The 20,934-nt window shown below is 66.4% G+C and carries 16 protein-coding genes and 1 pseudogene; 13 read left to right on the plus strand and 4 right to left on the minus strand.

Translation table 11 applies throughout. From position 1 onward, the window contains the following. Positions 1–25 precede the first annotated feature (25 nt). Both ACQR07_RS17415 and ACQR07_RS17420 read left to right on the plus strand, forming a co-directional pair. Positions 26–1,162, plus strand: a complete 1,137-nt coding sequence (locus ACQR07_RS17415; RefSeq protein WP_434903462.1) for a thiolase family protein — start codon at positions 26–28, stop codon at positions 1,160–1,162. After that, positions 1,159–1,515, plus strand: a complete 357-nt coding sequence (locus ACQR07_RS17420) for a Zn-ribbon domain-containing OB-fold protein (RefSeq protein WP_434903463.1) — start codon at positions 1,159–1,161, stop codon at positions 1,513–1,515. The genes ACQR07_RS17415 and ACQR07_RS17420 overlap by 4 nt, the downstream gene beginning before the upstream one ends. Before the next feature lie 619 nt (positions 1,516–2,134). Here the strand turns inward: ACQR07_RS17420 and glsA are convergent. Then, a complete protein-coding gene (gene glsA, locus ACQR07_RS17425) occupies positions 2,135–3,997 on the minus strand; it encodes a glutaminase A (RefSeq protein WP_434903464.1) in 1,863 nt (620 codons plus the stop codon). A 343-nt stretch (positions 3,998–4,340) separates the two neighbouring features. On the opposite strand from glsA, the gene ACQR07_RS17430 reads away from it, so the two are divergent. Both ACQR07_RS17430 and ACQR07_RS17435 read left to right on the plus strand, forming a co-directional pair. Next, entirely contained in the window at positions 4,341–5,327 is a 987-nt protein-coding gene (locus tag ACQR07_RS17430) for an IclR family transcriptional regulator (RefSeq protein WP_434903465.1), read from the plus strand. Then, a complete protein-coding gene (locus tag ACQR07_RS17435; protein ID WP_434903466.1) occupies positions 5,257–6,816 on the plus strand; it encodes an acyl-CoA carboxylase subunit beta in 1,560 nt (519 codons plus the stop codon). The genes ACQR07_RS17430 and ACQR07_RS17435 overlap by 71 nt, the downstream gene beginning before the upstream one ends. A 2-nt stretch (positions 6,817–6,818) precedes the next feature. Here ACQR07_RS17435 and ACQR07_RS17440 read toward each other — a convergent pair whose 3' ends face one another. Then, positions 6,819–8,102, minus strand: coding sequence for an MFS transporter (locus ACQR07_RS17440; RefSeq protein WP_434903467.1), 1,284 nt, complete (start codon positions 8,100–8,102; stop codon positions 6,819–6,821). A gap of 317 nt (positions 8,103–8,419) precedes the next feature. Beyond that, a complete protein-coding gene (locus ACQR07_RS17445) occupies positions 8,420–9,190 on the minus strand; it encodes an enoyl-CoA hydratase (RefSeq protein ID WP_434903468.1) in 771 nt (256 codons plus the stop codon). A 150-nt stretch (positions 9,191–9,340) separates the two neighbouring features. On the opposite strand from ACQR07_RS17445, the gene ACQR07_RS17450 reads away from it, so the two are divergent. The 9 genes and pseudogenes from ACQR07_RS17450 to ACQR07_RS17490 all read left to right on the plus strand — a co-directional run bounded on the left by ACQR07_RS17450 (position 9,341) and on the right by ACQR07_RS17490 (position 19,619). Continuing rightward, the gene (locus ACQR07_RS17450; RefSeq protein WP_434903469.1) at positions 9,341–9,997 is read left to right on the plus strand and encodes a TetR/AcrR family transcriptional regulator; all 657 of its coding nucleotides are present in this window, start codon (positions 9,341–9,343) and stop codon (positions 9,995–9,997) included. A 171-nt stretch (positions 9,998–10,168) separates the two neighbouring features. Beyond that, a complete protein-coding gene (locus ACQR07_RS17455; protein ID WP_434903470.1) occupies positions 10,169–11,665 on the plus strand; it encodes a CoA-acylating methylmalonate-semialdehyde dehydrogenase in 1,497 nt (498 codons plus the stop codon). Between the two features lie 170 nt (positions 11,666–11,835). After that, on the plus strand, positions 11,836–12,981 hold the full coding sequence (locus ACQR07_RS17460; RefSeq protein WP_434903471.1) for an isobutyryl-CoA dehydrogenase: 1,146 nt from the start codon (positions 11,836–11,838) through the stop codon (positions 12,979–12,981). Beyond that, the gene (locus ACQR07_RS17465) at positions 12,978–14,054 is read left to right on the plus strand and encodes an enoyl-CoA hydratase/isomerase family protein (protein ID WP_434903472.1); all 1,077 of its coding nucleotides are present in this window, start codon (positions 12,978–12,980) and stop codon (positions 14,052–14,054) included. The genes ACQR07_RS17460 and ACQR07_RS17465 overlap by 4 nt, the downstream gene beginning before the upstream one ends. Before the next feature lie 21 nt (positions 14,055–14,075). Next, positions 14,076–14,972, plus strand: a pseudogene (gene mmsB / locus ACQR07_RS17470) (3-hydroxyisobutyrate dehydrogenase); the annotation flags it as partial. Beyond that, positions 14,972–16,702 carry an AMP-binding protein gene (locus tag ACQR07_RS17475; RefSeq protein WP_434903473.1) on the plus strand — a complete coding sequence of 577 codons (1,731 nt, stop codon included), beginning with the start codon at positions 14,972–14,974 and terminating at the stop codon, positions 16,700–16,702. The pseudogene mmsB and the gene ACQR07_RS17475, both read left to right, overlap by 1 nt. A gap of 7 nt (positions 16,703–16,709) precedes the next feature. After that, complete coding sequence (locus ACQR07_RS17480; RefSeq protein ID WP_434903474.1) at positions 16,710–17,186, plus strand: MaoC family dehydratase; 477 nt, start codon at positions 16,710–16,712, stop codon at positions 17,184–17,186. A 134-nt stretch (positions 17,187–17,320) separates the two neighbouring features. Continuing rightward, positions 17,321–18,238, plus strand: coding sequence for an SDR family NAD(P)-dependent oxidoreductase (locus ACQR07_RS17485; protein WP_434864486.1), 918 nt, complete (start codon positions 17,321–17,323; stop codon positions 18,236–18,238). A gap of 154 nt (positions 18,239–18,392) precedes the next feature. Then, the gene (locus ACQR07_RS17490) at positions 18,393–19,619 is read left to right on the plus strand and encodes an NAD(P)/FAD-dependent oxidoreductase (protein WP_434903475.1); all 1,227 of its coding nucleotides are present in this window, start codon (positions 18,393–18,395) and stop codon (positions 19,617–19,619) included. Positions 19,620–19,776: 157 nt separating this feature from the next. Here ACQR07_RS17490 and ACQR07_RS17495 read toward each other — a convergent pair whose 3' ends face one another. Further along, positions 19,777–20,856 (minus strand): D-TA family PLP-dependent enzyme, encoded by a 1,080-nt coding sequence (locus ACQR07_RS17495; protein ID WP_434903476.1) that lies wholly within the window; start codon positions 20,854–20,856, stop codon positions 19,777–19,779. Positions 20,857–20,934: the final 78 nt, after the last annotated feature.

Genomic DNA, 20,934 nt, shown 5'->3' on the forward strand with positions numbered 1-20,934 from the left:
GAATGACGGCGGAGATGGTGGCACGATGAGCTATATCACGGGGACCGGTCTCATCTCGTTCGGCCGCCACGACGGCCGCTCCTCGCTCGATCTGATGAGCACGGCGGCACAGCTTGCGCTCGACGACGCCGAGCTCACGCGTGATAACATCGACGGCATCCTCTGCGGCTATTCGACAGTGTCGCCCCACATCATGCTCGCGACCGTGTTCGCCGAGCATTTCGGCATCACGCCGTCCTATGCCCATGCGGTGCAGGTCGGCGGCGCCACCGGGCTTGCGATGGTGATGCTGGCGCATCACCTCGTCGAGGCCGGCGTCGTCAGGAACATGCTGGTCGTCGCCGGCGAGAATCGGCTGACCGGGCAGAGTCGCGATGCCTCGATCCAGGCGCTGGCGCAGGTCGGACATCCCGACTACGAGCTGCCGCTCGGACCGACGATCCCGGCCTATTACGGCCTCGTCGCCTCGCGCTACATGCACGAGCACGGCGTCACCGAGGAGGACCTCGCCGAGTTCGCCGTGCTGATGCGCCGGCATGCGCTCGACCATCCCGGCGCGCAGTTTCACGAGGCCATCAGTGTTGCCGACGTGATGGCGTCGAAGCCGGTGGCGCGGCCGCTGAAGCTGCTCGACTGCTGCCCGGTGTCCGACGGCGGCGCCGCGATCATCGTCAGCCGCGAGCCGACCGCAGCGACGGCGGTGCGGGTGCGCGGCTGCGCCCAGGCGCACACGCATCAGCACGTCACGGCCGCGCCGGCCTTGAGCGAGCTCGGAGCCGAGATCGCGATCAGGAAAGCCAAGGCGGCCGCGAGTGTCGAGGTCGCCGACGTCGACTACGCGGCGGTCTATGACAGCTTCACGATCACGCTGTGCATGCTGCTCGAAGACCTCGGGCTCGCCCGCCGCGGCGAGGCGGCTGCGCGGCTGAGAGACGGCCATTTCAGCCGCGACGGCGGCGTGCCGCTCAACACCCATGGCGGTCTCCTCAGCTATGGCCATTGCGGCGTCGGTGGCGCGATGGCGCATCTCAATGAGGCGCATCTGCAAATGACGGGGCGGGCAGGTTCGCGGCAGGTCCGCAATGCTTCGCTGACGCTCCTGCACGGCGACGGCGGCGTGCTGTCGTCGCATGTCAGCATGTTCTGGGAGCGGGTCCGATGAGCGAATCAGCCGACTGGACCAGGGGCACCGCGGCGATTCGCTACCAGCGCTGTGCCTGCTGCGCGCATGTGCAGTATTTCCGCCGCGATTTCTGTGCGGCCTGCGGCTCGCTTGCGCTCACCGACCACGCCGCAAGCGGCGAAGGCACCATCTACGCCACGTCACTGGTCTGCCGCGCCGCGACGCCGGAGACGCGCGCGCAGGTGCCGTACAACATCGTGCTGGTGGATATGCGGGAGGGATTCCGGATGATGGCCCATGGCGACCACGATCTCGCGATCGGCGACGTGGTCGCGGCATGCTTCAAGGACTTTGCCGGCGGTCTCGTGCCCCATTTCGGGAAGGCGAAATGAGGCTCGGTCGCGCGATCAGAACGCGAAAGCCCGCCGCGGGCGACCGAGGCGGGACGATACGCACAACACATTTCGTCCCGACCCGGATCGCCGCGCGATTGACGCAAATACTCTACGCTACGCTTACTAACTCAAACGCAACTCAACTCGGTCATTCGCATGAGCAATCACGCTCACAATCCCACCTACGGGCGATGAAGAAACTGCGACGCAGAACCTCCAGACAGCCCTTCATCGCCCGTAGAACAGGACGCCGGCAATGACGATCATCGACGTCACGGCCAGCATGTGTGCGAGTGCCTCCGATGTTGCCCTCTTAGTGGCTTCCTTCATGCCGTTTCCTCCCTGGACACTGGACACGACTCTCCGTGGCGCAAATACACACGCAACGGTCGGCTGGAATTTCACTCGGAACACCCCGCGTCGACGTCTGCTTCGCGAGTCCCCACTCGGCGTTCATCGACGGTTCAGAACATCGTCGGGTAATGCGGCGCGAATTGGGCTCCGTTATGGTTGTCCTGCGACCGAGTCCCGGTAACGTTTAGGCGAGCCCGTACAAATACGAGTGAGGACGTGAGGTTTTTTCTGATTTTTCCGCAAAAGAGGTTCGATGAGGGGATTAGTCCGCAGCGAGCAGGTTCAATCGCGCATTGGCGATCGTCAGGCGCTCGGCCAGGAGTTGGGCGAGATTGCGCATGATGCGTTCGCCCGCCTGCGGATGCCGGGCGCGGAACCGCTCGACATCGTCGAGCGCGACCTCGAAGGCCGTGGCCGAGAAGTCGGCAATGACATCGGCGGAGCGCACCGGCTCCAGCAGCGCCATTTCGCCGAAGCATTGCCCCGCCGTCAGCGTCGCCAGCCGGATGCCGTCGGGCAGCGTGACGTGCACCACGCCGGAGCGCAGGAAGAACAGCGAATGCGCAGCGTCGCCGGCGCCAATGATGCGCTCGCCCTGCTGATAGTGCCGGATGGTCGCGAGCGCCGCGAGCTCGTGGCGCTCGTCTGCGGAGAGGCCCGCGAGCAGCGGCTGCTCGGCGAGTTCGGTGGTCTCGAGGAAGTCGATCGCGCCGCCGTAGCGATAGACGATCTGGTCCTCGGCCCACTCGATCGCGGTGTCGAGCAGATAGAAGTCGCGAACGTTGCGGATGTCGCCGGTGCGCGCCGCGATCTCCTGCCATTCCGGCGACGTCCGGCGGATACCCGACAGCACCACCGTCACGTGGAAATCCGCCAGCTCGTGGAACAGCTCGGCAAGCAGGCGCAGGCCGGCGGGCGTCATCGCGGTGACGCGGTGCAGGTCGAAGATCACGACTTGCGGGCGGGCGCTGTTGGCGAGCTGCCGCGACACGTAGTCGACATTGGAGAAGGACAGCGTGCCGACCAGCTCGAGCACGCGGACGGCATCGGGATGTGCGGTGAGGATGTTGCGTTCCTGTGCGCGGCGGCTGCGGCGCGACGGGCTGGCGCCGATGTCGTAGTCGGCGATGATCGTGGTGCGGGCATCGTCGGAGCGGTTCAGCATGTGCAGGCCGTAATGCGCCGACAGCGCCTCGCACACCTTGATACCGCGCACGCTGTTGCCGTGGCCGTCGAGGCGGGGCGAGTAGCTGCCGAGGCCGAGTCGTGCCGGCAGGCTCGCCAGGATGCCGCCGCCGACGCCGCTCTTGGCGGGGATGCCGACGCGGTAGATCCATTCGCCGGCGAAGTCATACATGCCGGACGACGTCATCACCGACAGCGTGCGCGACACGGCGTAGGGCGTCACGACCTGCTCGCCGGTGACCGGATTGACGCCGCGATTCGCCAATGTGGCGGCCATGATCGCGCAGTCTCGCGCCGTGACCAGCACGGCGCATTGCCGGAAGTAGACCGCGAGCACGTCGTCGACCGGCTCCTTGATCACGCTGGAGGTGCGCAGCATGTAGGCGATGGCGCGGTTGCGGTCGCCGGTCGCGGCTTCTGATGCGAATACAGCATCGTCGACATCGAGCTTGCGGCCGGCGAAGCGGCCGAGCGCGTCGCGGATGGTCTCGAAGGCGTCGCCGTGCCGGGCCTGCCGGATCAGGCCGCTGCAGGTGATGGCGCCGGCGTTGACCATCGCGTTGAACGGATGGTTGTCGGAGTTCAGCCGGATCGAGTTGAAGGGATCGCCGGACGGCTCGACGCCGATCACGCGCTCGACCGCGTCGGAGCCGAGCAGGTCGAGTGCGAGCGCAAACACGAACGGCTTCGACATCGACTGGATCGTGAACGGCACCTGGCTGTCGCCGACCTCGTAGACATGGCCGTCGAGCGTCGCGAGGCTGATGCCGAAATGCGCCGGATCGGCCTTACTGAGTTCGGGAATGTAGTTCGCGACCGCGCCGTCATGATCGGGCCAGAAGTCGGCATGGCAGGCCGAGAGAAAGCGCTGCAGCGGCGGCATCGCCGCGGAGGCCCAATGCTGCGGATTGCGGACGGGCCGCGGGTGTTCGGTGGTCATGGCAAGCTCGGCGAGGACTTGGACGGCGTGCTGGTTATGTCGCAGCCGCGGTGGAGCGGCCAGCCCACAGTTGGGGCAGCGCTGGTCAAATGTTGCCGCTGCTCAACGCGTGAGCGGCCGCGAGCCGCGCCCCGGCAGCGGCGTTCGCGGTGGCTTGGCACCTTCGATGAGCTTCATGTCTGGCATGCCAGAGCGACTTGCGCTGAGAGGTCGCGTCTTGTGCCAACACGCTGAAGAACGGTGGGTTTTGGAAACGCTCTTGTGTTGTGGGGGCAAAAGCACTGGGTTAGCTTGTTCTGTAAGCGGAATTTAATTCTGCATCATGGAATTGAGTGGAACGCGCATGGGACGACGGTCTGAGCGATTGAGCAGGGTGGGCATGCTGCCGGGAGATCTCGCCGGTGAGGGCGAGGTCATTCAGGTGGTGTCGCGGGCGTTCGACGTGCTTCGCTGTTTCGAGGGGCACGATTCGCGGCTCGGCAATCTGGAAATCTCCAACCGCTGCGGCTTGCCGCGCTCGACCGTCTCGCGGCTGACGCACACGCTGACGCGGATGGGCCAGCTGGTCTATCTGCCGCGCGATCAGAAATACCGAATCGGTCCGAGCGCGGTCGCGATGAGTACGTCGATGACGCGGGGCTTGCAGCTGCGCAATCTCATCCGTCAGCGCCTGCAGGACGTCGCCGAGCAACTGCCGGGCACCGTCGGCTTCGTGATCCCCGATCAGTTTCATCTGGTCTATCTCGAATTCGGCCGCGCTGCGAATGCGCTCGGCCTGCACGAGACCACCGGCAGCCGCATCTCGATGGCCTCGACCGCCGCAGGTCACGCCTATGTCGCCGCGCTCGAGCCCGAGGTCGGCGATGCGCTGCTCGCCGAGATGGAGCGCGAGATGCCGGACGCAGCGAAGCTGCTGCGGCCGCGGCTCGAGCACAACAGGCAGTTCCTGAAAGAGCACGGCTACGTGGTGGCGTGCGGCCTCTGGAGCCCGCATATCAACGGTCTCGCGCTGCCGGTGTGGTCGCCGCAGTACCAGACCAATGTCGTGCTTACGATCGGCCTGCTGTCGGCAATGTACGACGAGCAGCGCCTGCACGACGAGGTGGCGCAGCCGATGCGCGAGCTCGGCCGCAATATCGCAGCGCTGCTGCAGGGCGCGGAAGCCGACGTCTTCAACAGCCGGATGGAGAGGAAGCCCCTTCAGGTGACCACGAAGACCAACCATAAGAACAAGACCATCACCGGGGCAGGGGGAACGAATGAGTTGGCAGCCGGAGCTCGAGGAGCTGGCGCGGCGCGAGGCCTTCGCGCGGGAGATGGGCGGGCCTGACAAGGTCAAGCGTCAGCACGACCAGGGCCGCCTCACGGTCCGCGAGCGCATCGACGGCGTCGTCGATCCCGGCAGCTTCCACGAGATCGGCGCCATCGCTGGTCTCGGCGAATATGACGAGCAGGGCGAGCTGAAGCATGTGACGCCCGCCAATTGCGTGTTCGGGCGCGGGCGCGTCGACGGCCGCACCGTCGTCGTCGTCGGTGACGATTTCAGCGTCCGCGGCGGTTCGGCCGATGCCTCGATCGCGGCCAAGCCGCTGATGGCCGAGGAGATGGCGCACGACTTCCGACTGCCCATCATCCGCATCATCGAAGGCTCCGGCGGCGGCGGCTCGGTCAAGACCATCGAGACCAAGGGCGCGGCCAATCTGCCCGGCGGCATCGGCGGCAATCGCTGGTACCGCTACACGACGGAGAACATGTCGCTGGTGCCGGTCGTCGGCCTCGGCCTCGGCTCGGTCGCTGGATTGGGCGCGGCGCGGCTGGCGGCGAGCCACTACTCGGTGATGACCAGGCAATCGGCGATGTTCGTCGCCGGACCGCCGGTGGTGAAGCGGCTGGGCCAGGACCTCGGCAAGATGGAGCTCGGCGGCGCCGACATCCAGACCAAGGCCGGCGGCGTCGACCATGCCGTCGACACCGAGGCGGAGGCGTTCGCCTGCGCGCGGCGATTCCTCTCGTACTTGCCGTCGTCGGTGTACGACCTGCCCCCGACCTTGCCCTGCACCGATGATCCGCAGCGCACCGACGAGCAGCTGATCAGCGCCGTGCCGCGGGATCGCCGGCGCGTCTACAAGATGCGGCCGATCATCGAGTCCGTGGTCGACAGCGGCTCGTTCTTCGAGGTGGCGCAGAACTACGGCCGCCCGCTCATCGTCGGCCTCGCGCGGCTCGAAGGCCGCGCTGTCATGGTGCTGGCGAGCGATCCCTATCACTTCGGCGGCTCGTGGACGGCGGATGCCTGCCAGAAGGTGATCCGCTGGGTCGACTTCGCCGAGACCTTCCATTTGCCGATCGTCTATCTGATGGACTGTCCGGGCTTCATGGTCGGTCTTGAGGCCGAGAAGGCAGCGACCATCCGTCATGGCGTGCGCGCGATGGCAGCCGTCAATCAGTCCACGGTGCCCTGGTGCACGGTGATCGTGCGCAACAATTTCGGCGTCGCCGGCGTCGTGCATCAGCCGGCCGACCGGTTCTCGATGCGCTACGCCTGGCCGTCGGCGCATTGGGGCTCGCTGCCGCTCGAGGGCGGCATCGAGGCGGCGTATCGTGCCGAGATCGATGCGGCGCCGGATCCGAAGGCCAAGCTGAAGGAGATCGAGGAGCGGCTCAACAAGCTGCGCTCGCCGTTCCGCACGGCCGAGAAGTTCTGGGTCGAGGAGATCATCGACCCCCGCAAGACGCGCGCGCTGTTGTGCGAGTTCGCGCGTCTCGCCGAGCCGCTGCGGACACCGGGGCCGCCGACCGCGATGACGACGCGGCCGTGAGCTCAAGCCGCGGCAGGCTTCGCCTGCCGCGAGATGGCGAGCGCGAGCAGCGCCGCGATGATGCAGAGCGCGCCGGCGATGAAGAACGCCGGCAGGTAGCTCTGCAGCAAGGTGCGCGACAGGCCGGCGCCGAATGCCGCGGTGCCGGCGCCGAGCTGATGTCCGGCAAAAACCCAGCCGAACACCAGGTTGGCACGCTCCGCCCCGAACCGCTGCGCCGTCAGCCGCACCGTCGGCGGCACGGTCGCGATCCAGTCGAGGCCATAGAACATCGCGAACAGCGACAGGCCGTAGAATGAGAAGTCGGTGAACGGGAGGAACAGCAGCGACAGCCCACGCAGGCCATAGTACCAGAACAGCAGCCAGCGATTGTCATAGCGATCCGACAGCCACCCCGACAGGATCGTGCCGACGAAGTCGAACATGCCCATCGCAGCGAGCAGGCTCGCGGCCTGGACCTGCGGGATGCCGAAGTCGAGGCACATCGGGATCAGATGCACCTGCACGAGCCCGTTGGTCGAGGCGCCGCAGATGAAGAAGGTCGCGAACAGCATCCAGAACACGGGTGCTTTGGCGGCATCGCGCAGGGTGCCGAGCGCGGCGGCGAGGATCGGCGTGGTGACGGGGGCGGGCGCCGCGATCGGATCGCTGCCCTTGTCGCCGAACGGGCGCAGGCCGAGATCGCTCGGCCGGTCGCGCATCAGCAGCAGAACGGCCGTCGCGGAGACGCCGAGCGCGATGCAGACCAGCGCCAGCGCCGTGCGCCAGCCGAGCCGCTCGGTCAGGCTCGCGAGCAGCGGCAGGAACACCAACTGCCCCGTCGCAACGCTGGCGGTGAGGATGCCGACGACGAGGCCGCGGCGCGCGACGAACCAGCGGGTGGCGATCGTGGCGCCCAGCACCAGCGCGGTCATGCCGGTGCCGATGCCGATCACGACGCCCCACAGCAGCACGAGATGCCAGACCTGTGTCATCGCCAGCGACGCCAGCAGCGCCGACACCACGATCAGCTGCGCGAGCAGCGTGATGTTGCGCAGGCCGTAGCGGTTGAGCAGGGCAGCTGCAAACGGCGCCATCAGCCCGAACAGCACGAAGCGGATCGACAGCGCCGAGGAGATCTCTGCGGTGCTCCAGCCGAACTCCTGCTGCAGCGGCACGATGAACACGCCGGGCACGCCGACCGTGCCGGCCGAGACCAGGGCCGTGAAGAAGGTCAGGCCGACCATCACCCAGCCATAATGGATGTTGCGCCTGCCGAGCGCTGCTGCGAGCCAGTTCGAGATCATGAGAGTCCTGGTCCAATCCGAGATTTCCCGCTCATTCTGCCAGAAGGAGCGCATGACATGAACGACAATGTTCCCTCGTTTCGGGACATTGCTGCGACTTGCTCCCGTTCGACAGCAATCGTCGTCGTCTCGACGAGAGGGGGGCGGTAGACAGGATCACGACGAGCCCACGACGGGCTTCCTGAGAATGATGATTATCATATAATCATGTCGAGAGAAAGAGAACCTCAAGGTTCGTCTGGAAAGGCTCGCTTGGAGACGTCGCGACCGTTGTGCCAGTCTCCCGCAGAAAATCGCAGGGAACTTGGAGAAAGTTGCTACCGCTTCCGGTCGATGAAATGCTGCATCAGCCGCTTGGGCTCGTCGGTCAGGAACGATCGTCCGAACGTGCCGATCGACACATCAATCGATTCCTTCAGCGGCAGCTCCTCCCATTGCCGCAGCAGCGCTTTCTGACTGCGCAAGGCCAGGGGACCGCAGGCCAGCAGCGCCGTCACGACCTTCTCGACGGCAGCGTCCAGCTCTCCTTCGGGCGCCACGGTATCGACCAGACCCCAGGCGAGCGCAGTCGGCGCGTCGATCGTCTCTGCCGTCATCAGCAGCCAGCGCGTACGGCCCCAGCCGATCAGCCGCGGCAAGAGGGCCGCATGGATCACCGAGGGGATGCCGACGCGGACCTCGGGCATCCCGAACTTGGCGTCGTGTGCGGCGACTCGCACGTCGCAGGCCGCCGCCACCTCGAGGCCGCCGCCGAGGCACCAGCCCGGCATCCGCGCGATCACCGGCGCCGGGAATGTTCGCACGGCCTCGCAGAGCCCCGCCAGCCGCGTAATGAACGCTTCCGCGGAGGCTTGATCGAGAGTCGCCATTTCCTTGATGTCGGCACCGCCGATCATGCTCTTCTCGCTTGCACCCGCCAATACCACCGCACGAATGCCCTCGTCCGGGGCGAGCGATTGCAGCGCGGCCTGCACGCCAAGCATTGCCGCCGATCCCAGGATGTTGAGCGCTCCGGCGTTGCAGATCGTCAGCCGAACGACGCCGCGCGTGTCGCGATCGATGCCGCAATAGGGGTTGAGCATGTCCATGGTCGCCTCGTGCGTGATGGCAATGAGTTCCAGTCGTTGCCGGAATGGTGTCACGGTCTTGATTTAGATCAACTCGAATTCATCAAATAGCTGCAGCGAGCAGGGTCTGAAACTGCTATTGTATGACCTCGGACATCCAATGGGACGGCAATGCGCTACTCTCCAGAACACAAGGCGGAAACCCACGCGCGAATCGTGCGCAAGGCGTCGGTGCGGTTGCGCGAGAAGGGCGCTCATGGCGTGGGCGTCGCCGACCTGATGAAGGAGGCCGGGCTGACGCATGGCGGCTTCTATGCGCATTTCGAATCGCGCGAGGCGCTGGTCGTCGAGTCGTTCGGCTATGCCATCGATCGGGCGGTCGAGCGTTGGCGCAAGCTGCTGGATGGGCTTCCGCCGCAGAAGCGTCTGGCGGCGATCGTCGACGGCTACCTCTCCCCCGAGCATCGCGACGACGTCGGCCATGGCTGTGCGATTCCGGCCCTCGGCGCCGAGATCGCCCGCGAGAGCGCCAAGACGCGCAAGGCCTTCGCGGCGAAGCTGGACGAACTGATCGACCTGTTCGCCGGCTACATCGTCGATGTGCCCGCCAAGACCGCGCGCCGGCGGTCGGCGGCGATGCTGGCGACCTTGACGGGAACGCTGGTCATGGCTCGCGTGACCGGCGGCGGCGAGTTGTCGGACGAGATCCTGAGCTCGGGTCGAGAGGTGGCTCTCGCGATCGCGACGGGCAGCGGGAGCGCCGCCAAGGCGCCCGCCCGGGCGCCTGCGAAAAAGCCGGTGAAGAAGACGGCGGCCGCGAAGCGCTGAGCCGTTGGGGGCAGGGGCGCCGCGTTTGACCGGAGCTGCTGTCATAGTCTTGCCGGGGCAGCGAAGGGGCGGCATTTTCGCAGCGCCGGTCAGCGCTTAGACCCTTCCCAAATGGCGTAAAGACTGCAAGATGCCGGCCAAATCGGCTTGCTTACCTTGCGGAGGATACCCATGCGTTCAATCGGCCATTTCATTGGTGGCAAAGAGGTCAAGGGCACGTCCGGCCGGACGGCCGATGTCTTCGAGCCGATGACCGGTGACGTTCAGGCCAAGGTCGCGCTGGCCTCCCGCGCCGAGCTGCGGGCCGCCGTCGAGAACGCCAAGGCCGCCCAGCCGGCCTGGGCCGCGACCAATCCGCAGCGCCGCGCGCGCGTGATGATGAAATTTCTGGAGCTCGCGCAGCGCGACTATGATCAGCTGGCTGAACTCTTGGCGCGCGAGCACGGCAAGACCGTCCCCGACGCGAAGGGCGACATCCAGCGCGGGCTCGAAGTGGTCGAGTTCGCCTGCGGCATTCCGCATCTGATGAAGGGCGAGTACACCGAAGGCGCCGGTCCCGGGATCGACATCTATTCGATGCGCCAGGCGCTCGGTGTCGTTGCCGGCATCACGCCGTTCAATTTCCCGGCGATGATTCCGATGTGGAAATTCGCGCCTGCCATCGCCTGCGGCAATGCCTTCATCCTCAAGCCATCAGAGCGCGATCCGGGCGTGCCGATGAAGCTGGCCGAGCTGATGATCGAGGCCGGGCTGCCGCCGGGGATCCTCAACGTCGTCAACGGCGACAAGGAGGCAGTCGACGCCATCCTCGAGGATCCCGATATCATGGCGGTGGGCTTCGTCGGCTCGTCGCCGATCGCGCAGTACATCTATGAGCGCGCCGCGGCGCACGGCAAGCGCTGCCAGTGTTTCGGCGGCGCCAAGAACCACGCCATCATCATGCCCGACGCCGATCTCGACCAGGCGGTCGATGCCCTGATCGGCGCCGGCTACGGCTCGGCCGGCGAGCGCTGCATGGCGGTCTCGGTCGCCGTGCCCGTCGGCAAGACCACGGCCGACCGGCTGATGGACAAGCTGATCCCGCGCGTCGAATCGCTGAAGATCGGCACCTCGGTCGACCCGTCGGCGGACTTCGGCCCGCTGGTGACCCGCGAGGCGGTCGAGCGCGTCAAGAACTATGTCGACATCGGCGTCAAGGAAGGCGCAACGCTCGCTGTCGACGGCCGCGGCTTCAAGATGCAGGGCTACGAGAACGGCTTCTACATGGGGGGCTGCCTGTTCGACAACGTCACCAAGGACATGCGGATCTACAAGGAAGAGATCTTCGGCCCGGTGCTCTCGGTCGTTCGTGCCAAGGACTACGCCGAGGCGCTGGCGCTGCCGTCGGAGCACGACTACGGCAACGGTGTCGCGATTTTCACCCGTGACGGCGATGCCGCGCGTGACTTCGCAGCCCGAGTGAATGTCGGCATGGTCGGCGTCAACGTGCCGATCCCGGTGCCGATCGCCTACTACAACTTCGGCGGCTGGAAGAAGTCCGGCTTCGGCGATCTCAACCAGCACGGTCCGGATTCGATCCGCTTCTATACCAAGACCAAGACCGTCACCTCGCGCTGGCCGTCGGGTGTCAAGGAAGGCGCGGAGTTCTCGATCCCGCTGATGAAGTGAGTTGGATGGGAGCCCGCGCGGGCTCCCATCGCGTCATTGCGAGCGAAGGGACGCAATCCAGGGCGACACGCGCGACTCTGGATTGCTTCGTCGCTTCGCTCCTCGCAATGACGGAGCGTGAGGCAGCAACGCCGCCAAAACGACAAGCTTTAGGGACACGCGGAGAACGAATGCAGTTCGCTCTCGATGAGGATCAGATCGCGGTGCGCGACATGGCGCGCGCGTTCGCGGCCGAGAAGATCGCCCCGCATGCGCTGCGCTGGGACGAGGAGAAGCATTTCCCGGTCGACGTCATGCGCGAGGCGGCCAGCCTCGGCATGGGTGGCATCTACATCCGCGACGATGTCGGCGGCTCGGGTCTCTCCCGGCTCGACGCGGCGCTGATCTTCGAGGCGCTGGCGACGGGATGCCCGACGGTGTCGGCCTTCATCTCGATCCACAACATGGCCTCGTGGATGATCGACACGTTCGGCACCGAGGCGCAGCGCCAGGCCTATCTGCCGAAGCTGTGCACGATGGACCTGCTTGCGAGCTACTGCCTGACCGAGCCGGGCGCCGGCTCGGACGCCGCCGCGCTGCGCACGCGCGCGGTGCGCGACGGCGACGACTACGTCCTCAACGGCCAGAAGCAGTTCATCTCCGGCGCCGGCGCCACCGACATCCTCGTCGCGATGGTGCGCACCGGCGCCGACGGTCCCGGCGGCATCTCCACGCTGGTCGTCGATGCCAAGACTCCCGGCGTCTCATTCGGTGCCAATGAGCGCAAGATGGGCTGGAACGCGCAACCGACCCGCGCGGTGATCTTCGAGAACGCCCGCGTGCCGGTCGTCAACCGGCTCGGCGAGGAGGGCATCGGCTTCAAGATCGCGATGGCCGGGCTCGACGGCGGCCGTCTCAACATCGCGGCCTGTTCGCTCGGTGGCGCGCAGTCGGCGCTCGACAAGACGCTGGCCTACACGAAAGAGCGCAAGGCATTCGGCAAGCGGCTCGACGAATTCCAGGCGCTGCAATTCCGCGTCGCCGACATGGCGATCGAGCTGGAGGCGGCGCGCACCTTCCTGTGGCGCGCCGCGGCGGCGCTCGATCGCAAGGATCCGGACGCGACGATGCTGTGTGCGATGGCCAAACGCTTCGGCACCGATGTCGGGTTCGAGGTCGCCAACCAGGCGCTGCAGCTGCATGGCGGCTATGGATACTTGAGCGAATACGGCATCGAGAAGATCGTGCGCGATCTGCGCGTGCACCAGATTCTCGAAGGCACCAACGAGATCATGCGGCTCATCGTGTCGCGCAAGCTGATCGAGGCTGCGCGATGAGCGAGGTGGTCGAGGGCGACGTGATCGTCCGCCGTGAGGGGTCGGCCGGCATCATCCGGCTGAACCGCCCGAAGGCGATCAATGCGATGACGCTGGAGATGTCGATGGGCATCGACGCGGCGCTCGATCAGTTCGAGGCCGATTCGGCGGTCGCCGTAGTGGTGCTGGAAGGCGCGGGCGAGCGTGGGCTGTGCGCGGGCGGCGACATCCGCGGGCTCTATGAGAGCTCGAGGGTGAATGGCGATCTCGGCAAGGTGTTCTGGCGCCAGGAATACATCATGAACGCGCGCATCGCGGCGTTCCCCAAGCCCTATGTCGCCTACATGGACGGCCTGGTGATGGGCGGCGGAGTCGGTCTGTCGGCGCATGGCCGGCATCGCGTCGTGACCGAGAAGACCAGGCTCGCAATGCCCGAGGTCGGCCTCGGCTTCTTTCCCGATGTTGGTGGCACCTGGCTGCTGTCGCGCGCGCCGGGCGAGCTCGGCGCTTATTTTGGTCTGACCGGCCAGACGATGAACGGACCGGATGCGATCCACGCCCGCTTTGCCGACGCCGTGGTGTCGACGTCGAACTGGCCGGCGCTGCGCGAGGTCCTGACCAAGGTCCGGCCCGGGACGTTGTCGGTCGAGATCGACCGGCTGATTTCGGGCTTCGCCACTGGCGAGACCGCCGGCCCGGTCGCTGCACAGCAGGCAAAGATCGATTCGTGGTTCGCTCACGACAGTATGCACGGCATCTTTGCGGCGCTCGAAGCCGATGGTTCCGAGCTGGCGGTGGCGACGCTGAAGGCGCTGAAGGAGAAGTCGCCGCGCGGCATGGTGGTGACATTGAAACTGCTGCGGCTGGCACGCGACGCGACATCGCTCGAAGAATGCCTGGTGCGCGAGTATCGCGCGGCGCTCGAGGTGTTCCGCAGTGATGACTTCCGCGAGGGCGTGCGCGCCGCGATCATCGACAAGGATCGCAATCCCCGATGGTCGCCGCCGGACGTCGATCAGGTGACGCCGGAGATGCTGGCGCCGTATCTCGCCGAGATCGGCACCGACGAGCTGATATTCCCGCAAGCGAGATAACAACCAGGTCGAGGGAGAGAACGAAACATGGCAACGATCGCATTCATCGGCCTCGGCAACATGGGCGGCCCGATGGCCGTCAATCTGGTCAAGGCCGGCCACAAGGTGGTCGCGTTCGATCTCGTCGAAGCCTCGCGCGCGCAGGCCAAGACCGATGGTGCCGAGATTGCCGACAGCGCCGTTGCCGCGGTGAAGGGCGCGGACGCCGTCGTCACGATGCTGCCGGCCGGCAAGCATGTGCTCGCCGTCTGGAACGAGGTCGTGCCTGCGATGGCGAAGGGGGCGCTGATCATCGACTCCTCGACCATCGACGTGGAGAGCGCGCGCGCTGCGCATGCGCTGGCGGCCAAGCACGGCATCGCCGCCGTCGATGCGCCGGTCTCCGGCGGCACCGGCGGCGCCAAGGCGGGCACGCTCACCTTCATGTGCGGCGGCGAAGAGAGCGCATTCACGGCAGCCAAGCCGGTCCTGGAAAAGATGGGCAAGAAGATCGTCCATTGCGGCGGCGCCGGCGCGGGACAGGCGGCCAAGATCTGCAACAACATGATCCTGGGCATCTCGATGATTGCCGTCGGCGAGGCGTTTGCGCTGGGGGAAAAGCTCGGCCTGTCGCATCAGGCGCTGTTCGATGTTGCCTCGACCTCGTCGGGACAGTGCTGGTCGCTGACGTCCTATTGTCCGGTGCCCGGGCCGGTGCCGGCCTCGCCCGCCAATAACGACTACAAGCCCGGTTTCGCTACTGCGCTGATGCTGAAGGACCTCACGCTATCGCAGGACGCCGCCAAGGCCGCCGGCGCAGCCACGCCGCTCGGTCAGCACGCGCAGGAGATCTACAAGGCGTTCGAGGCCGCCGGCCATGGCGGCGTCGATTTCTCAGGCATCATTCAGCACGTCCGCAAGCTCGCCGGGACCACCTGATGACGACATTCAAGGACGCACGCGCGTTTCTGCTGGCGCATCGCACCGACTACGATGCGGCCGTGAAGGGGTTTCGCTGGCCCGATCCGGTGCCGTTCAACTGGGCGCTCGACTGGTTCGATGCCGAGCTCGCGTCCGATCCCGAGAGCCGCGAGCGCACCGCACTGTGGATATTCGATGCCGCGCAGGACCGCCAGACCAAGCTGTCCTTCGCCGCGCTGTCGCGCCGTTCCAACCAGGTCGCCAACTTCCTGCGCGCGCAAGGGTTGAAGCGCGGCGATCATCTGCTGCTGCTGCTCGGCAACGTCGTGCCGCTGTGGGAGACGATGCTGGCGGCGATGAAGCTCGGCGTGGTGGTGATCCCGGCGACGACGCTGCTGACCACCGACGAACTGCGCGACCGCCTGGAGCGCGGCCGCGCCAAGGCTGTGGTCGCGGCGCAGGATCAGGTCGCGAAGTTCGCCGCGCTCGGCGCCGACGATCTCGTCCGCATCGTGGTCGGCGCACCAGCGACACCCGATGGCTGGCTGGCGTTCGAGCAGGCGGTCGACGCCGCCGAGGCGTTCACGCCGGATGGTCCGACGCAGTCCGACGATCCGATGCTGCTGTATTTCACGTCCGGCACCACGGCCAAGCCGAAGCTGGTGCGGCACAGCCACCGCAGCTATCCGGTCGGGCATCTCTCGACGATGTACTGGCTCGGCCTGCAGCCGGGCGACGTGCATCTCAACATTTCCTCGCCGGGTTGGGCCAAGCACGCCTGGAGCTGCTTCTTCTCGCCGTGGAATGCCGGCGCCACGGTGTTCGTGGTCAACCAGCCGCGCTTCGACGCCAAGGGATTGCTCGCGATCATCAAGCGTTGCGCTGTGACGACGTTGTGCGCGCCGCCGACGGTGTGGCGGCTGTTCATCCAGGAGCATCTCGCCGACTTCAAGGTGTCCTTGCGCGAAGCCTGTGGCGCCGGCGAGCCGCTCAACCCGGAGGTGATCGACCAGGTGCGCGCGGCCTGGGGGCTGACGATCCGCGACGGCTACGGCCAGACCGAGACCGCCGCGATCGTCGGCAACTCGCCGGGGCAGAAGCTGAAGATCGGCTCGATGGGCCGGCCGCTGCCGGGCTATCGCGTTGAGGTCGCCGACATCGACGGCAATCCCGCCAGCGAAGGCGAGATCACGCTGTCGCTGTCAGGCGAGCGTCCGGCTGGCCTGATGCAGGGCTACCAAGGCGATGACGGCAAGCTGTCCGGCGCCGATGGCGCGCGCTACCGCACCGGCGACGTCGTGTTCCGGGACGAGGACGGCTATCTCACCTTCGTCGGCCGCTCCGACGATGTGTTCAAATCATCCGACTACCGCATCTCGCCGTTCGAGCTGGAGAGCGTGCTGCTGGAGCACGAGGCGGTGGCTGAGGCCGCCGTGGTGCCAAGCCCGGATCCGATCCGGCTTGCGATCCCCAAGGCCTATGTGCTGCTGACATCAGGCGCGGAGCGCTCGCGCGCGACGGCGCTGTCGATCTTCGAGCATCTCGCCGCGCGGCTGGCGCCGTTCAAGCGCATCCGCCGGCTCGAGCTGGTCAGCGAGCTGCCGAAGACGATCTCCGGCAAGATCCGCCGCGTGCAACTGCGCCGTCTGGAGCACGAGGACAACCGCACGGATCACCTGCGCGGCACGGAGTTCAAGGAAGAGGATTTCCCGGAGCTGAAGACACGGCCGTCCGGGCACGAGGTTTAGGAAACGCATGAACAAGATCTGGAAGAAACCGCCAATTTCGCTTGCAGCCTATCAGGCCATGGTCGGCCAGGAGATTGGCGTGTCGTCGTGGCACGTGCTCGATCAGCAGCGCATCGACACCTATGCCGAAGTGATCGAGGATCACCAGTTCATTCATGTCGATCCCGAGCAGGCCAAGGCGACGCCGTTCGGCACCACGATCGCGCATGGCTTCCTGACGATGTCGCTGCTGTCGGTGATGTCCTACGAGGTCATGCCGGCGATCGAAGGCACGGCGATGGGCGTCAATTACGGGTTCGACAAGCTGCGCTTCATCTCGCCGGTGAAATCGGGCAAGCGCGTGCGCGGCCGCTTCGTGCTGGCGGAAGCCACGCTGCGCAAGCCGAAGGAGCTGCAGTCGCGCACCAACGTCACGGTCGAGATCGAGGGCGAGGAGAAACCCGCGCTGGTCGCCGACTGGATCGGGCTCATCTATCTCAGCTAACTCTCCTCTGAGCTAACCTCGCTCGTCATCGCCGGGCTTGACCCGGCGATCCATCCAAACCGAGAGTCGTCTTCAGGTTGATGGATGCCCGGGTCAAGCCCGGGCATGACGACCTAACTGATAGGACAAACATCATGGCAATCAGATTCGACGGACGCGTCGCCATCGTCACCGGCGCAGGCAATGGGCTCGGGCGCGCGCATGCGCTGGGGCTGGCAAGCCGTGGCGCCAAGGTCGTGGTCAATGATTTCGGCGGCGCCCGCGACGGCACCGGCGGCTCGATGACCGCGGCCGAGACCGTGGTCGAGGAGATCCGCAAGGCTGGCGGCACCGCGATGGCCGATGGCGCCGACGTCTCGAACTTCGAGCAGGTCACCGCGATGGTCGAGCGCGCCACCAAGGAGTGGGGCAGCGTCGACATCATGTGCGCCAATGCCGGCATCCTCAGGGACAAGTCGTTCGCCAAGATGGAGGTGGCCGATTTCGCCAAGGTGCTCGACGTGCATCTGGTCGGCAGCTTCTACTGCTGCAAGGCGGTGTGGAACGGCATGCGCGAGCGCAACTACGGCCGCATCGTCCTGACGACGTCGTCGTCGGGCCTGTTCGGCAATTTCGGCCAGGCCAATTACGGCGCGGCCAAGACCGGCATGGTCGGCCTGATGAACGTGCTGGCGGAGGAGGGCCGCAAGACCAATATCCGCGTCAACATCATCTCGCCGACCGCGGCCACCCGCATGACCGAGGAACTGCTGCCGCCGCAGGCGCTGCAGCTGATGAAGCCGGAATCGATTACGCCGGCGGTGGAGTATCTGCTCAGCGAGGATGCACCGACGCGCACCATCATGGGCGCCGGCGCCGGCTCGTTCGCGGTGATCAGGATCCTGGAGAGCGAGGGCATCAATCTGCCGCAGGAGGAGTGGACGCCGGACGCCGTCGCGGCACATTTCGCCGAGATCAGCGACATGTCGAAAGCGCGGGCGCTGCAGGGCGCGTTCGAGCAGACGCAGAAATACGTGTCGCAGGCCGCGGCGCGGCTGGGGATCAAGCTGTAAGGCACGAAGCCCGCTCCACACTCGCCGTCATGGCCGGGCTTGACCCGGCCATCCACGTCTTTGGCACCGCCCGGGTGGACAGGCGTGGATGCCCGGGTCAAGCCCGGGCATGACGACATTTGGCTTGGTAAGCCGCGTGGCTTAAATTGGCGACATGTCTTCTTCAAAGCACATCGCGGTCATCGGGGCCGGACCGTCCGGCCTGATGGCCGCCGAGGTGCTGGCCGCGGGCGGAGCCGCGGTCACAGTCTATGATGCGATGCCGTCGGTGGCGCGCAAGTTCCTGATGGCTGGACGGGGCGGCCTCAATCTCACGCATAGTGAAGAGCTTGCTGCATTTCTGTCGCGCTATCGCGATGCTACGGACTGGCTTGCGCCGTCGATTCAGGCCTTCTCGCCGCAACAACTGCGTGACTGGTGCGAGGCGCTGGGTCAGCCGACCTTTGTGGGCTCCTCCGGTCGCGTGTTTCCGGTCGCGATGAAGGCCTCGCCGCTGTTGCGGGCCTGGCTGCGCCGGCTTGATGCGCAGGGCGTGCGGGTCGAGCTGCGGCATCGCTGGACCGGTTGGGATGATCGGGGGCATCTCATCTTTGCGACGCCAGATGGTCCGCACACGGTCGCAGCCGATGCGACCGTGCTCGCACTCGGCGGCACGTCGTGGCCGCGGCTCGGCTCGGACGGCGGCTGGGTGCCGATCCTCGCGGCCAAGGGCGTCGCGATCACGCCGCTGCGGCCGGCCAATTGCGGCTTCACCGTCGGCTGGTCCGACATCTTCCGCGACCGTTTTGAGGGCCAGCCGCTGAAGAGCATTGCGCTGTCGTTCCGCGGCCGCAGCGTGCGTGGCGAGGCGGTTATCACGCGCGATGGTATCGAGGGCGGCGCGGTCTATGCGCTGTCGGCCGAGTTGCGCGAGGCGATCGCACTGCATGGCGAGGCGGTCCTGCACATCGCGTTGCGGCCTGATGTCGAGACCGCTGATCTGATCAAGAAGCTATCAGTTCCGCGCGGCAAGCAGTCGTTCTCGAATGTGCTGCGCAAGACGTTGCAATTGTCACCGGTCGCGATCGGGCTTTTGCAGGAGGTGGCGAAGACCCAAGGCCTGTCGCTGTCGTCGCTGTCGCCGGATTGGCTTGCGGCGCTGATCAACGCCGTCCCAATCAGACTGACGGGGACGGCCGGGCTCGCCCGCGCCATCTCCAGCGCTGGCGGCATCGCGCAAAGCGAGCTCGACGAGAAATACATGTTGCAACGGCTGCCCGGCGTGTTCGCCGCGGGAGAAATGCTAGACTGGGAAGCGCCGACCGGCGGCTATCTGCTGCAGGCGTCGTTCGCGACCGGCGTGGCAGCGGGGAAGGGGGCGCTGAGATGGCTCAAGCTGTAGGGTGGGCAAAGCAGCCGCCCGCAGGGCGGCAGCGTGCCCACCATCCGCTCTTGCGTCGACCGCGGTGGGCACGATGCGACGCGGCGTTGCCGCGTGCGCGTCTTTGCCCACCCTACTTCTTTGTCGTCGTTGCGAGCGGACGCCACTCGCCAACTCCCTACCGCAGCTTGCCGCGTGCCGCGACCGGCAGCGTGCCCAGGATCTCGTCGCCGCGGACCATCACCACCTCGTCCATCATGTTGACGACGACGCAGACGTGGTTGGGGACGATGCGCACGACGTCGCCGACGTTGGGGCGGGTGTTGCTGCGCGACAGGTCGAGGAAGCCGTGCTCCTCGGCGAAGCGGGCGATCTTGGCTTCCGGGTGCTCCAGGATCAGGCCGTGGCCATCGAGGCCGCCGGTGTCCGTTGTCAGCGTCTTCGAGCCGGCGTCGAGGATGCCGCGCTCGGGCGCGGCGCGGCTGACGACGGTGGAGTAGATGTGCAGCGCGCAGTCGTCCCAGCTCGCGACGCCGGCGGCGACCTGCATGCGGTCGTTGTAGATGTAGGTGCCCGGGCGGTGCTCGGTGGCGCCCTTGAGCTTGCCGAGGTTCTTCAGGTTCGGCGAGCCGCCGGTCGAGACGATGGCCGCCTCCAGCCCCTCGGCGCGGACGCCGGCCAGCGCCTCGTCGTAGAAGCGCTGCGCATCGTCCCATCCGGACTCGGTCGGGTACAGCATGAAGCCGGCGAAGCGCAGGCCTTCGCTCGCCTTGATCTGGCGCGCGAGCTGGATCGCCTCGGCCGGCGTCTCGACGCCGGCGCGCTTGCGGCCGGTGTCGCATTCGACCACGACGGAGAGCGTGCGGCCCGACTGCTTCGCGGCCTGCGGCAGGCCGGCAATGACGGTCGCGTTGTCGGCAGCGACGGTCATGTCGGCCTTCGCCTGCAAGGCGGCCAGGCGCGCCATCTTCTCCTCGCCAATCAGATTGTAGCTGATCAGGATATTGTTGATGCCGGCATCCGCCATGATCTCGGCCTCGCCGATCTTCTGGCAGGTGATCCCCTGCGCGCCGGCGTCGATCTGCAGCTTGGCCAGCACCGGGCTCTTGTGCGTCTTGATGTGCGGCCGGTTGGCGACGCCGGCAGCGGCGCATTGCGCCTGGATCCGCGCGATGTTGCGCTCGACCTTGTCCATGTCGATGACGGCGCAGGGCGTGCCGTACTCCCGGGCGATCTTGGCAGCGAGCGGGGTTGTCATGGGCTTACTCCGTTGTTGGATTGCGTCGCTTCGCTCGCAATGACGAAAGAGAACGTAGGGTGGGCAAAGCGAAGCGTG

Origin of the sequence: Bradyrhizobium sp. HKCCYLS20291, from assembly GCF_051167715.1 — a bacterium.
In the GTDB taxonomy this organism is placed as follows: domain Bacteria; phylum Pseudomonadota; class Alphaproteobacteria; order Rhizobiales; family Xanthobacteraceae; genus Bradyrhizobium.